Source organism: Butyrivibrio hungatei (genome assembly GCF_900101605.1).
In the GTDB taxonomy this organism is placed as follows: domain Bacteria; phylum Bacillota; class Clostridia; order Lachnospirales; family Lachnospiraceae; genus Butyrivibrio; species Butyrivibrio hungatei_B.
Window position 1 is genome coordinate 89,192 of the sequence record NZ_FMUR01000013.1, and the last position, 14,349, is coordinate 103,540.

A 14,349-nucleotide genomic window follows, 5' to 3' on the forward strand; every position below is an offset into this window, starting at 1 on the left:
GGGTATGAAAAATACTAAGCTTATCGGAAAGGATCTTATCCTTACGGGAGCACTTACAGCACTTATGTTTATTATCTACATGATCATCAGTATTGTTATGAGTCTTGCGGGACCTGTTACCAACGTTTTCTATCCGCCCGCTGTTTCAGTTGTAAATGGTATTGTTATGATGCTTCTTTTGGCAAAGGTGCCAAAGTATGGAGCACTTTCAATTGCAGGAGTTATACAGGGACTTCTTTCATTCCTTGTAGGCGCATTCTGGACTGTAGGAACAGGCCTTATTGTCGGAGCTTTATTAGCTGATTTCCTTATTATCGGAAAAAGAGAGATCACAACAGGAAAGATGATCGCTGCATATTCGGTATTTAGCGGAATTTTCACATTCGGGGCCATTGCACCCATGAATATTCTGAGAGATGCATTCATGCAGACAACACTCAGAAATGGTCTTTCACAGGAGTATGTTGACGGCCTTATCAATATGACACAGTGGCCTATGCTCACAGTTATTATTATTGCAGGCTTCATCGGAGGACTTGTCGGAGGCTTCATCGGACTTAAGGTGCTTAAAAAGCACTTTGTAAAGGCAGGACTTGTGCAGGCAGCATAAGTATTAAAATTCCAAAAAAGAATGTAATTTTCCAAGATATATTGAAAAAGGCTGATGCTTTAAGGGCTCAGCCTTTTTGCTCATAAATAAAGAATATCTTTTTACGGAGTATTTATTATGAATCAATCTATAAGAGAAAAAATACTTGCGGTATCTTTTCATGGAACTGCGAGACTTGATCCCAGACTAAAGCTTTTATTGCTGATAATACTCGGATGTGTCAGCTTTTTTATAAATGGAGATATACCTGTATTACTGCTGATGTTGTCGGTTACGTTATTTGTAATGGCAGGCAGTGATCCCGGTTGGGGAATAAAGATGTTAATAACTTATCTGGTCATCTCATATCTGAATACGTGTCTCAGATATCTGACGATTCCGGTGCTCAGCCTTATGATAAGTATCTTCGGAGTTACGGTGCTTAAGATGATTCCCATCATTACTTTGGGAAGATGGGTGATAAAAAGTACGTATATGGATGAACTTACGGTGTCGTTCGAAAGAGCAGGTATGCCGCTTACGGTGATCATTCCTTTTGTTGTTATGTTTAGGTATATACCTACTCTTGCAATAGAGTATAGGATGATCAGGAATACCATGAGGATACGGGGGGTGAGCGATACGGTGTTAAAAGTATTAACTCACCCGTTTGCGACCGTCGAATACATACTGATACCGCTACTTATGAGATGCCTTAAGGTTTCAGATGAACTTGCGGCTTCAGGTACCACAAGGGGAATGGAAAGAGAGAATAAGCGCCATGCACTTCTTAAGATAAAATTTGGTGCTAAAGAATATGTTATTCTTGCATGTACGCTTTGCCTGGTCATTGCTCTTTTTGTGGCAGACAGGTCTGAGATAGGCCAATACATATTATGGAGACAGGGATGATTAGATTTGCAGATTTTTCCTTCTGCTATGAAGGAATGAATGAAGATACATTGAAGAATATAAATATGGAGATAAAAGACGGTGAGTTTCTCTTGCTCACGGGAAGAAGCGGCTGCGGAAAGTCAACCTTACTTCGTTCGTTAAACGGACTGATTCCACATTTTTATCCCGGGGAAACAAAAGGAGATCTTTTATACGGAGAAAAATCTTTGCTCAAGATGCTTCCTTCTGAGATTGCGGGAAAGGTAGGTACGGTGTTTCAGGATCCGCGCTCTCAGTTCTTTATGACCGATACGACAAGGGAGCTTGCTTTTGGCTGTGAGAATATGGGTTATGAGCGCGAAGAGATAATAAGCAGAGTTGAGAAAGCGGTGACCGATCTTGAGCTTGAACAGTATCTTAATCGAAGTATTTTTGCGCTATCAAGTGGTGAGAAGCAGCAGATAGCAATTGGCTCTGTATATGCACTTGCGCCAAAAGTATACATATTTGACGAACCTTCTGCAAATCTCGATCATGAGGCTACAAAGCGCCTTGCGGGAATAATGAAGAAGCTGAAAAGTGCAGGATATACGATAATTGTCGCAGATCACAGATTTTATTATTTAAGAGATCTTATTGATAGCGTCATATATATAGAAAATGGCAGTATAGTTGCAAGATACACGGGAAAAGAGTTTTGTGAGCTTGATAAAACGCTGAGGATTCATAAGGGACTAAGAACAGTTTATCCCGAAAAAGAAATCGATAATAAGCAGGATGATAAATTGGCTGTGAAATCGAGGCTTGGAGGACATAAGCTTAAGGTTGAAAATCTTTCTTTTGAATATGAAAAGAAGCAAAGGATACTTGATAATATTTCATTTGAAGCGTCTCCCGGAGATGTTATAGGTGTTATCGGACATAACGGAGCGGGGAAGACAACATTGATTTCCGTACTAACTGGAATATTAAAAGAGAAAGGCGGAAAGGTGTATTATGGTGGAAAGAAGCTTTCACCTGCAAACAGGCGCAGGTTATCTTATCTTGTAATGCAGGATGCCGATTATCAGCTCTTTACAACAAGTGTGGAAGAGGAACTTACGCTTGGAATATCAGATGTTGACAGTGACCTTGTTTCAGGTACGCTTGATAAGCTTGCACTTTCAGAATATAAAGATAAACATCCGGCAGCTCTTTCGGGAGGGCAAAAACAGCGTGTTACTATCGGCGCATCTCTTATAAAAAACAGTGAAGTGCTTTATTTTGATGAACCGACAAGCGGACTTGATTATGATTCTATGATAAGGGTAAGTGAACTTATAAAAGAGCTTTCAGGCGGCGGAGCCATTATTTTTCTTGTATCACATGACTTTGAGTTTATCACTCACACATGCACAAGGATGTTTGATCTGGATGCAGAGAAGATGCTTGATGTGAATAAGGGAAATTTGCAGATGCTTGCGAAGAAGTATTTTGCATAAAATATAAATATAAAAAGGAGCAGGTATGACAACAGTAATTACAGTAGGCCTTATAGGAGCGCTTCTTATGTTCTGCGGAGACATGACCTTATACTTTGATAAGGATGATTATGTGCAAGACGGAACAATAAATCCTATTATTGATATTATGAAAGAGCTTCCTCCAAAGCGTGTTATGCTTGGCGGCTTGATAGGGCCTGTAGCGGCGTTTCTTTATTGTATAGGCTTTTATCACATTGTACTGATTACGGATGAGGCATTTCATAATGCTGCGTTTGCGGCATTTTTGCTAAGTTGTTTCGGTATTATTGCAGGAGGTGCATATCACAGTCACTGTGCTTATCTTGGACTTCTTGGAGCAGATGAGCATCGAGACGGTTTAGATATAGCCATGAAGTATTTTCAGAAGCTTGCACTTATATTGTATGCAGGTGAAGGCTTGGGACTTCTGATTTTGATAGTTCTGATAGCTTTAGGAAAGACAGTGTTCCCGCAGTGGATGGCACTGATATCTCCCGGAGTTCTTTTTCTTTTAAAGCCATTATCAAGGAAACTCCCCAAGGGACTTCATATGGTCATATGCGGAGGGTATACTAATTTCATTTTTATTGTGTATTACGCTGTGGCTATCATGCAGACTTTGTTATAATCAAAGAGGAAAGTCATTTAGTTTAAACGCTAAATGGCTTTTTTTATCAAGTAGGGAAATAATCCTCATAGTTTTATTGACAGGGAGTTTGGTAAGTGATATAAAACGATAGTTAGTTCTTGCTAACTGAAAGGGGAGTAAAATGTATGGAAAAAAAATTTGAAATCAAAGATCTTATTACAGTAGGAGTATTTTCGGCTCTTTACTTTGTAGTCATGTTTGCGGTAGCTTGTTTTGGCTTTATTCCCATTTTTATGGTTTTCACGCCGTTTCTTTGCCCGCTTGTGGCAGGAATTCCGCTTATGCTTTATTTTTCAAAAATTAAGCATTTTGGAATGATAACTATCACCGGTACATTAATTGGAATTATCATGTTCGTTATCGGACATCCTTATCCGATCCTTCTTTTCTGTATAGGTGCAGGTCTTTTAACAGAAGTTATTTTAAAGATGGGGAACTATCAGAGCATTAAGCATTGTGTGGCAGGTTCGGCGGTTTTCAGCTTGTGGTTCCTTGGCATGGTTATAGCATTTTTCTTTAGTTTCCGTGAAGCTTATTTTGCCAGCATTGTTGACGGATATGGACAGGAATATGTTGAAGCTATGAAGAGTTACACTCCTACATGGGTATTCTTTGCAATGATTATTATGTGCCTTGTTGGTGGTGCAATCGGTGGACTCTTGGGAGCTAAGGTACTTAAAAAGCATTTTCGTAAGGCGGGTATGGCGTAATGGAATTTGGAGTATGTAGCGATAAGTCCAAAGCTTTTATAAGGTTGGATCCGCGAAGCAAACTGCTCCTTCTTATGGCGATATCTATTATTATGATAGGCGGAACCACAGTAGGGATAGAGGGGGTGCTGCGTATTATTTGTGCGGCAATCCCTTTCTTGTTGCTGCTGAGTATAAGGCAATACAAGGCGGCAACCATATATTTACTGCTTTTAGGAACGGCACTATTTTGTGAAAAGCAAGTGGCACCCTATACTCATGGGATGTGCAATATTATCCTCATGATGATTTGCGGTTTGATTACCAGATTTGTTGCCGGTTATATGATGGGGTGGTACACAGTTAAATCCACATCTGTAAGTGAATTTATAACGGCTATGGAGCACATGCATTGTCCTTCATTCATAAGCATTCCTATATCAGTTATGTTTCGCTATTTTCCAACTTTATCAGAAGAATACAAATCAATAAATGACGCGAAAAGGATGCGAGAGTTGGGGCACCCATTAAAGCAGCCTTTGACTTATGTTGAATACATATTAGTGCCACTTATGATGTCTACGGTCAGAATAGCAGACGAATTATCAGCGGCTTCATTGTCTAAAGGTCTTAGTGCAGGAGAAAAACGCACGCATATCTGCGAAATAGGTATAGGATCGATTGACATAGTGGCTATCATTGGCTCTATAACGATGTTTGTTTTATTTTTAGTTTATTAGGTGAGAAGATGATAGAATTCAAAAATGTTTCGTACTCGTACAATGTAGTTGATGCAGATGGCAATGCAGTTGATAAAGGTGGAGTTTCCAATATAAACCTTACCATAGCAGATGGAGAGTTTGTTGTTTTAACCGGTGGTTCGGGATGCGGCAAGACAACAATAACAAGAATGATAAACGGACTTATTCCCCAATACTACAAAGGTACTATGGACGGAACGGTAGAACTAGATGGCAAGGATATCTCTGAAACGCCGATATATGAAATAGCAAAACATGTCGGCAGTGTATTTCAGAATCCACGATCTCAGTTCTTTAATGTAAATACCACTGATGAGATTGCTTTTGCATCAGAAAATCAGAGGAGAGTTCCGTTGGAGATAAAAAGCTCAATAAGAGAAACTGCATCTTCAATGTCTATAGAAAGATTGTTAAACAGAAATATATTTGAGCTTTCCGGAGGCGAAAAGCAAATAATTGCTTGTGCAGGGATTAACGTGCTATCACCGGATATAGTTGTTCTTGATGAGCCCTCTTCTAATTTGGATTTTTATGCCATAGAAAGGCTAAAGGAAATTCTGCAGGACTGGAAGGCTCAGGGCAAAACGATTATTGTTGCCGAGCATAGACTTTTCTTCTTGAGAGAGTTGGCTGACAGATTGCTGATAATGCAAAATGGAGAAATTATCCATGAACTGAATAAAGAAAGGATTTCTACCATTAGCAGTGCTGAGACTGAAAAGCTTGGAATCAGACCATTGAGGCTGGACGATCTGCAGACAGATTTCCAGCATAGAGAGCAATCAGATATAACAATAACTCTTGAGAATTTTTGCTTTTCATATAGTGATGGTGAACACGGTATAGACATACCTGAATTAGAGGTGCCTTCCAATAGCGTTATTGCAGTCATTGGGCATAATGGCGCGGGAAAGAGCACCCTCGTAAGAAATATTTGTGGCCTTGAAAAGAAGTTCAAAGGCGTAATGCGATATGGCAAGAAGACCTTGAAAAATAAAGAGAGGTTGCATAACTGCTATATGATTATGCAGGATGTAAATCATCAGTTATTTACAGAAAGCGTAAAAGATGAAGCGGTGCTTAGCATAACAGACGCCTCTCTTAGTGAGGAAGAAAAAGAAAAAAAAGCACTTGATATTTTGTCTCAGCTTGATTTGTATGAATATGCTGACATTCATCCTATGGCTCTTTCCGGAGGGCAGAAGCAAAGAGTGGCTATCGCTTCCGGTTTAGCCTCCGAAAAAGGGGTCATGATATTCGATGAGCCAACAAGCGGACTTGATCTTTCTCACATGAAACAGGTATCAGACGAATTGATCAAGCTGCGAAAATTGGGCAAAACAGTTTTTGTTGTAACTCACGATTTGGAGCTGATACTGTCTTGTTGCGACAGAGTGGTTCATCTGGAAAAAGGGGCAGTTATGGAAAACTATGATATATGTGAGAGTAACATTTTAAAGCTTAAAGCTTTTTTTGGAAAAGAAGCTATGTAAAGCATGTGCCTGATCCAGCGTGACTGGTCGGGCATATCTTTTTACTGAAAAGTGGAGGAATTACTGCAACATAAAGTTAGTTTAAGCTAACTAAAGGTGAGAGGGAAATAATTTTATGAAAAATGTTGGAGTTCTGGGAGCAGCCGGAAGTGTTGGAAGGTACGCCCTAAAGTATCTTACAGATACAGAAAAATATAATGTTTTTGCTTTTGGGCATAAAGAAGAAAAGATTAAGGGCGACAGCTTCTTCAATAATCTTTCAAAGGTGAAATGGACCTTTGGAGATATGCAAAAAAAAGAAAATCTGATGGAGTTTATAAACGGCAAGGATGTTATTTTAAATGCCATGTTTTGTCCGGAAGATATAAGGATATTTATTTCCGAAATCTGTGAGACAAAAGGAATTCCTTGCGTGGATACAGGAATTCCATCCTGTGAATTAACTAAACTTCCGAAGAAAACTCTTTATATATATGGGGCAGGTGCTCTTCCCGGATTATCAGCGGTGATAGGAGTATATGCAGCCGGAAACTTCAAAGAAATAAATGAATATGCTCACATCACATCAATGGACGGCCTTTTTTCAAGGGGCGCAGCGTACGATTATCTGGAAGGTGTGAGCAAAGATGTTCTGGAAAAGAAAGCACCTACAGAAATACGTAAAGACGTTACAATCCCCTTTATCGGCAATAATGATCTGCGACAGTATCAGGATTCGGAAACGGAGGTAGTGGCTCGTGTCACAGGATGTAAAGGTTGCCGTCATTACATTGCTTTTGGGAATACAAATATGCAAAAGGCTGTGGAGCATTCTGTTTTGACTTTTCCTGATAAGCCAAAAGAAGCAGTGGAACAGCTGATGTTACAAAGTCAGCTTAACTATAGCCGTTCAAAAGAGCATATGGCATTCCTGATTGAGGTAAACGGTTGCGACATAAATGACGAGAATAAAGTCCGATCAACAGTTGTGAAATTTACTTCCTCACCGGCTTTAACGGGAATTTCAGCCGGGATAGTGACAGAACTTGTTGCTAAAGAAAAGATTATTAAAGGGGCTTTTTGTTTTTCACAGTTTCCGGCAACAAATCTATATGAAAAATATATTGATGATATTGTGGATAGACTGCGTAGTTCGCCGGAAATGTTAATGTTCGAAGAATTTGACCTTAGACTTGATGACTTAAATACAGAAATGACTGGAGAGATATGATTGTGAAAAATAAGATTAAAGCAATTGTTTGCGGAACGACCTTTGGGCAATTCTATTGCGAGGCATTAACCTTGTTATCAGATGAAATAGAATTTGTTGGAATTTTATCTACAGGCAGTGAACGTTCAAAAAGATGCGCAGCTAATTATGGGGTTAATTCCTACACTTCTATAGACGAGCTGGAAGATGATATTCAGTTGGCCTGCGTTGCAGTTAGATCAGGTGTTCTGGGAGGAAATGGCACCGAACTGGCAGAAGCTTTGCTGGAGCGGGGGATAAATGTAATCCAGGAACAACCGGTGCATTACAAAGATGCGGAACGATGCATACGTGCAGCAAAGAAAAACAAAGTCTTATATCGTATAGGAGACCTGTACGAGTTCTTACCAAATATAAAGTGCTTCATAGAAAGTGCGAAGGCAATATGCAGTATATCAAAGCCAATCTATCTAGATATAGGCGGAGCATCCCAAGTGACTTATCCGCTTGTTAGAATTCTTTCTGAGGCTCTACCGTCGATGAGACCATTTGAAATTAAGCAGGTGGGTAGAGATTCTCATCCTTTCGATGCAGTATCGGCGTCAATCGGAGGAGTGACTGCTTTAATGCAGATTCAAAACGAAGTAGCTCCGGATGATCCCGACAATTTCATGCATTATCTTCATCGTATAACAATTATCACTGAACAAGGCAGGCTTTGTCTTGAAGATACCACCGGTGGGGTTATGTGGTATGGGAAGATGTTTGTTCCTGTTCACGACGCAAATACAACAATTCATGCTGATTCATCCACAGATACAAGCATGTCCTTGCCTCAACATATCCGCTTATATGAATCAAAAGAGAATAGTTTTTTTGAAGTGTTTAAAGCGCAGTGGATACCTGCTATAGCTGAGGATATTAGCTGTATGTTGAAGCTTTGCAGAGAAGAAAACAAGGCTGAAGCAGGAAGCTACTATACCAAAACGGTGTATTCGGCAAAGGTGTGGCAACAGTTGACAGCGGAGCTGGGATTTCCTGAGCTTATACAGGCAAGTAATAACGAGGAATCTGATGTTACCAAAACAATAAAAGATTTGCAGAAAAAATACATAGGAGAGAGTTTGTGATATGACAGAAAATTACAGTAAAGCATTGAGTTTGATTGAAAAACTGGAAAATAAAGGCGTATCTCTCTGGAAAGAGGATGAAAAAATAAAATTCAAAGCAAATACAGGAGCTATACAGCCGGAAGATATTGCGCAGTTGAAGGAGTTAAAGAGTGAGCTGTTGGAATTATTAGATCCTGACAATAGAAAGATTACTCTTTCAGAAAATAAAGCAGACAGGTACAAACCATTCGTGCTTACAGATGTACAGCAATCCTACCTTATGGGAAGAAGTAATCTGTTTGATTACGGCGGACTTTCATGTCATATTTACCTTCAACTGAATTATGAAAAATTGGATGTGAATGAAGTAGAGAGAGTATGGAACTATCTCATAGACCGTCATGAGATGCTTAGAGCTGTGATGCATGAAGAGGGGTATCAGCAGATACTTGAAAAGGCTCCGCATTTTGCTGTTAAGGATTATAAGAACACCCCTGCCGAACAGGTGATGGAAGAAATGGGACATCAGCAGTTTGAAGTGGGCAGCTGGCCATATTTTGCAGTGGGAGTATCAAACTATGATGACAGTGCGATAATGCATTTTTCAATTGAATTCATTATTGCTGACTGGACCAGTATTTGGATGCTACTCCATCAATTTGAAGAATTATATTTCGGTAAAGTGGATGAAATACCTGAAGTTAAGGTGAGCTTCAGAGACTATGTTTTAGCTGAAAGAGAAATGAAAGAAAGTGCAGCCTGTGAAAGGGATAAGCACTATTGGTTAAATAAATTAGAAGATTTCCCAACCTGTCCGCAGATAGATACAGAGCCATATTCTGCAAACAAAGAAGCACGATTCGATAGAAAGTTTTTGCAGCTTACACCGGAACTTTGGGAAAATGTTAAAAATTTTGCTTATAAATTCAATGTCACTCCCACAGCTCTTGTATTAATGGCTTATGCCCATACATTAAGCTGCTTCAGCGAAAACAAGAGATTTGCAATTAATCTTACTATGCTAAACAGACAACCTCTTCATGAGGATATTGGTAAGGTTATTGGAGATTTCACGTCACTTACACTTTTGGATATTGATTTAGATAATAATGAAACATTTATTGAAAATGTAAAGCGTGCCAACATGCAGCTGTTCGAGGATATGGATCACAATTTGTATTCCGGAGTTGCATTTATGCGTGAGCTTGCAAACAGAAAAGGAAGCGCAGCTGCGACAATGCCTTATGTGTTTACAAGTGCTGTGGGACTATTGTCCTCTATGGACGATGCAACTGTAAAGGGAATGGTTTCAGGAATTGGTATCAGTCAAACTCCACAGGTATTTATTGATTGTCAGGTTATGGATGGAAATTTCGGCATGCAGGTCAACTGGGATGTGCGAAGAGGTGTGTTCAAGGATGGTGTTATTGATGACATGTTTACATTATTCAGTGAATTTCTTCAGGCCATGGCAAATGGTGTAGAACCGGAGATTGCAGCAAAGCAGACATATCCAAAGTATCAGAAATCTATATTTTTAAATGCTAACGATACAGCTTTGAAACTACCTAAGCATCTTCTCCATGACAAAGTTCTGGAAGCGGCCGAGAAATACCCAGATAAAATTGCAGTTGTGGCCGGAGAAAATAAATATACCTATTCTGAGCTTATTGAAATAGCAGGAAAAATTTTTGGTGGCTTAATGGAAAACGGTGTAAAGGCAGGAGACACTGTGGGAATAGCTGCCAAGAAATCTGTTTACCAGCCTGCAGCTGCTATAGCAATACTTGCTGCAGGGGCTGTTTATGTGCCTATATCAACGGAACAGGGCGCTAATCGAATTGGCCGAATTATAGAACGTGCGGGCATTAGTACGGTTATCACTTTAACTGATGATGAGACAGAATATCCTGATGGAATTAAAAAAATATTTGTGGATGCAGAGGGAAATAGTGTAGAGCTTCCTAAAACAAATTCAATTGATGCAAGTAGTTTGGCTTATATTATTTTTACATCCGGTTCCACAGGTGAGCCTAAGGGGGTTGCGATATCTCACGGCGCAGCGGTAAATACCATCGAGGACATAATTCGTAAATACGATATTAATGAAAATGATAGCACTATAGGCGTATCGCAATTGAGTTTTGATTTGTCTGTGTTTGACATATTCGGATTGCTTTCAGTTGGCGGCACAGTGGTATATCCGGAGGATAGTAGGAAAAAAGAACCTGAGTATCTTGCTAAGATTATTGAACGAGAGGGGGTTACAGTTTGGAATAGTGTGCCATCACTTTTAAACATGGTGATGGTATATCTGGATTATGAGAACAATGTTCCGGATATTTCTTCTCTAAGATTAGTGATGCTATCAGGCGACTGGATACCGCTCTTCCTTCCGGATAGGCTGCATGGCTATTCAAAGGATGCCAGAGTTGTAAGCCTTGGCGGTGCAACTGAGGCAGCTATCTGGTCTATTTATCACGACTACGAAGGACCATCAGAAGGATTTGCAAGCATACCATACGGCCTTCCACTGGCTAATCAGCAGTTTAGAATTCTTGACAGTAGACTTAAGGATAGGCCTGTAGGTGTAAAGGGTGATATTTACATTTTAGGTGATGGGCTTGCTGACGGATATTACAACGATAAAGAAAAGACTGACCTTCAGTTTATAAAAGATCCTGAGACCGGAAGGATGATGTATAAGACCGGTGACATAGGAAAATATCACAAGAATGGTGAAATAGAATTCCTTGGACGTTCAGACTCCCAAATTAAGTTCAATGGACACAGAATTGAACTTGGAGAAATCGAGAGCGCAGTAAAGCGTTCAGGAACTGTTGAAAACTGCTCGGTAGTATATACAAGCAACGAAGGTGAACATGCCATGATTTGCTTTTATGAGCCGGCTTTCTCAGATGATAATCAGAAAGAAGAGTATATCAATGAGCAGAAAGAGCTTTCCAAAGATATCGAGGAATATGCGCGCCCTGATATAGAGGGAGTTGATACAGCAGGCATAGAGTCTTTGATGAATAAGGAGAACCGGCTTCTTTATATTGCTATGTCTAATGCTATTAATGAAGTGCTGGGTGATGGGTTTACTGAGGGAAGTTTAAAAGAATCTGACAGGATACTGGATAAGCATAAATGGCTGGTTTCTTACTGGATAGATTTGCTTCAAAAGGAAGGATATTTAAAGCCTGATGGCAATAAATATTCCTTCACTGAAAAATGCTGCATAGAAATCTCAAAAGAGAAAATGCAGGCGGAGTGGCAGGAGCTTGGCAGGAACTGGTTGGCAGAGATGGGTACGTCTGAATTCTTGGAATATATTTCTAATTCGGCCCTTTCGTTAACTGGCTTGTTGTCAGGAGAGATTGATCCTATAAAACTTCTTTATCCGGATGGAAAAACAGATGTTGTTGAAGATATGTATATCAACAACAAGATATCAGTTTATTTAAATAGCTGCATCTGCGGCTTTGTGAATAACTATTCTAATCTGGGACGACCACTGAGAATTCTTGAGATTGGCGCCGGTACATGTGCAACTGCACTTCGTGTCACAAAGACTCTTGAGGGTAAAGATTTTACATATTATGTGACGGACATTAACAGCCACTTCATTCCATTGGCTCAGGGTAAGTTTAATGGTGTTCCAAATATGAGATTCTCTGTTTTAAATATTGATAAAGACATTGCAGAGCAGGGATTTGAAGAAAACTATTTCGATATTGTTATTGCAGTTGGAGTTTTGGAAAATGCAAAGGATATATGCTACAGCTTAAAACAGATTAGAAGATTGGTACGTCCGGGTGGATATTTCCTCTTCACGGAGCCGGTGCGAGAGGAAGCTTGGATATTGGCATCTCAGGGATTTTTAATGACAGAGCCTCAGGATGACTTGCGTAAAGATAAAGCGTTTATCGATTCCAAGCAATGGCAGGAATTGCTGGATGAGGCAGATTCTGAAACTTCTTCTTTAGTACTGCCTAAAGAAAATGACAGTTTAGGCGTGTTTGGGCTTGAACTTTATATAAAGCAGTTTAAGACAGAGAGGCAGAACATAAGTGGAGGAGATATCACTTCACTTATAAGGGATAATCTGGCTTCATACATGATACCGACCAGCTACATTATGTTGGATAGTATGCCGGTTACGGCTAATGGCAAGATTGATGGTAAAGCTTTGAAGGCAATTGCAGAAAAAAGAGCTACTGTTTCTGCAGTAGCCGGTGATGATAATACAGATGCATTGTCTGCAGAAATGAATGATCTACAGAAGGAACTTGTTGAAATCTTAGGCGGATTGGGAATGAAAGGATTAGGGCTTAGAGATAGTTTCTATGACCATGGCGCGGATTCTCTTATTCTTGCACAGGCAACAGGTGCAATTCGAGAAAAAATTTTAAAAGACATCCCATTTGATACGGTGCTCAGATTTATGTTAAATCATCCTAATATTCAGGAGCTTTCTGAGTTTGTGGCAGAAAAACGTGGAGACATTCAGGAGCAGACACAAAGCGATACTCTTAAATCAAAACACATAGGAGCAGCTCAGTTGTACAAGGCGGGAGAAGGTCCACTTCATGTAATCTTCCATGCGGCCTTTGGAACAATGAATTCACTGAAATATATTGTGGAAAATCTGGTAAACCGGAACAAGGGAGACGTACTGACTATAGCTCTTGGCGATGCGGACAGATACTATCAGATGGATCGAGAGACTGCGGTGCAGCAGCTGGCAGATGATTATAGCCAAATAATCTTGGAGACCGGGGCTGAACAGATTCAGCTTATTGGATATTGCTTTGGTGGTTGGCTTGCAACTCAGTGTGCAAACAGACTCGTAGAGCAAGGCAAGGAGATAGTAGATGTAATCCTTATTGATTCACAGACAGTACCTTGGATCATAGAAGACCGTTTGATGATAGAGTTAATGTTCCTTCCAAACTTTGGAATAACTCTGGAGGATTTGGGTGTGTTCGAAGATTGCAGAGAAGTTAACTTAGAGAAAATGTTTGTTGATGTTATAAAAGAATTTGGAAAGATTCCGGATAATTTGAGCGATAACTTACAATCAATGCCGGATTATGCAGAGTTTGGCAAGGGCATGAATAGACTTGGAGAAATTTCTATGGAAGACCGTTTTAAGCTTTATGCAAAGCGCGGTTCGGAAAAGACAGGAGAGCAACTGGAGCCATCTATGTTGGAAGGAGTATTTAAAGCATACTGTCAAACAATAAGGTGCTGCAATGGCGAGATGGATTCCTACTTTGGAGACATACGTTTCTTGAATGCGAAGGACAATTCAAGCATGTTCTATAGCAAGGATAAGAATATTGATTATTGGACTGATCTTTGTATAGGCGATATAGAGATTACGGATATTGATGGTGATCATTATAGCTGCGTTGAAAATCCGGACTTTGCTTTAAGCGTATCCAAATTAATAACTGATTACTAAA

General features: G+C 39.8%; 10 protein-coding genes. All 10 read left to right on the top strand.

Translation table 11 applies throughout. The features are described from left to right. The first annotated feature begins 4 nt into the window (after positions 1–4). The gene (locus tag BLP87_RS11225; protein ID WP_026667914.1) at positions 5–610 is read left to right on the top strand and encodes an MptD family putative ECF transporter S component; all 606 of its coding nucleotides are present in this window, start codon (positions 5–7) and stop codon (positions 608–610) included. 117 nt (positions 611–727) lie between these two features. Continuing rightward, positions 728–1,501 (top strand): energy-coupling factor transporter transmembrane component T family protein, encoded by a 774-nt coding sequence (locus BLP87_RS11230; RefSeq protein WP_026667915.1) that lies wholly within the window; start codon positions 728–730, stop codon positions 1,499–1,501. Continuing rightward, entirely contained in the window at positions 1,498–2,964 is a 1,467-nt protein-coding gene (locus BLP87_RS11235; protein WP_026667916.1) for an ABC transporter ATP-binding protein, read from the top strand. Before BLP87_RS11230 ends, BLP87_RS11235 begins: the two co-directional genes overlap by 4 nt. A 25-nt stretch (positions 2,965–2,989) precedes the next feature. Then, positions 2,990–3,613 carry a DUF6796 family protein gene (locus BLP87_RS11240; protein WP_026667917.1) on the top strand — a complete coding sequence of 208 codons (624 nt, stop codon included), beginning with the start codon at positions 2,990–2,992 and terminating at the stop codon, positions 3,611–3,613. 146 nt (positions 3,614–3,759) lie between these two features. Continuing rightward, positions 3,760–4,344 carry an MptD family putative ECF transporter S component gene (locus tag BLP87_RS11245; RefSeq protein WP_026667918.1) on the top strand — a complete coding sequence of 195 codons (585 nt, stop codon included), beginning with the start codon at positions 3,760–3,762 and terminating at the stop codon, positions 4,342–4,344. Continuing rightward, positions 4,344–5,063, top strand: coding sequence for an energy-coupling factor transporter transmembrane component T (locus BLP87_RS11250; protein WP_026667919.1), 720 nt, complete (start codon positions 4,344–4,346; stop codon positions 5,061–5,063). The genes BLP87_RS11245 and BLP87_RS11250 overlap by 1 nt, the downstream gene beginning before the upstream one ends. Positions 5,064–5,071: 8 nt before the next feature. Next, on the top strand, positions 5,072–6,577 hold the full coding sequence (locus BLP87_RS11255; protein WP_026667920.1) for an ABC transporter ATP-binding protein: 1,506 nt from the start codon (positions 5,072–5,074) through the stop codon (positions 6,575–6,577). 115 nt (positions 6,578–6,692) lie between these two features. Next, a complete protein-coding gene (locus BLP87_RS11260; protein WP_026667921.1) occupies positions 6,693–7,787 on the top strand; it encodes a saccharopine dehydrogenase NADP-binding domain-containing protein in 1,095 nt (364 codons plus the stop codon). A gap of 2 nt (positions 7,788–7,789) precedes the next feature. Next, positions 7,790–8,896 carry a Gfo/Idh/MocA family oxidoreductase gene (locus BLP87_RS11265; protein WP_074462764.1) on the top strand — a complete coding sequence of 369 codons (1,107 nt, stop codon included), beginning with the start codon at positions 7,790–7,792 and terminating at the stop codon, positions 8,894–8,896. 1 nt (position 8,897) lies between these two features. Then, complete coding sequence (locus BLP87_RS11270; RefSeq protein WP_074462758.1) at positions 8,898–14,348, top strand: non-ribosomal peptide synthetase; 5,451 nt, start codon at positions 8,898–8,900, stop codon at positions 14,346–14,348. Position 14,349: the final 1 nt, after the last annotated feature.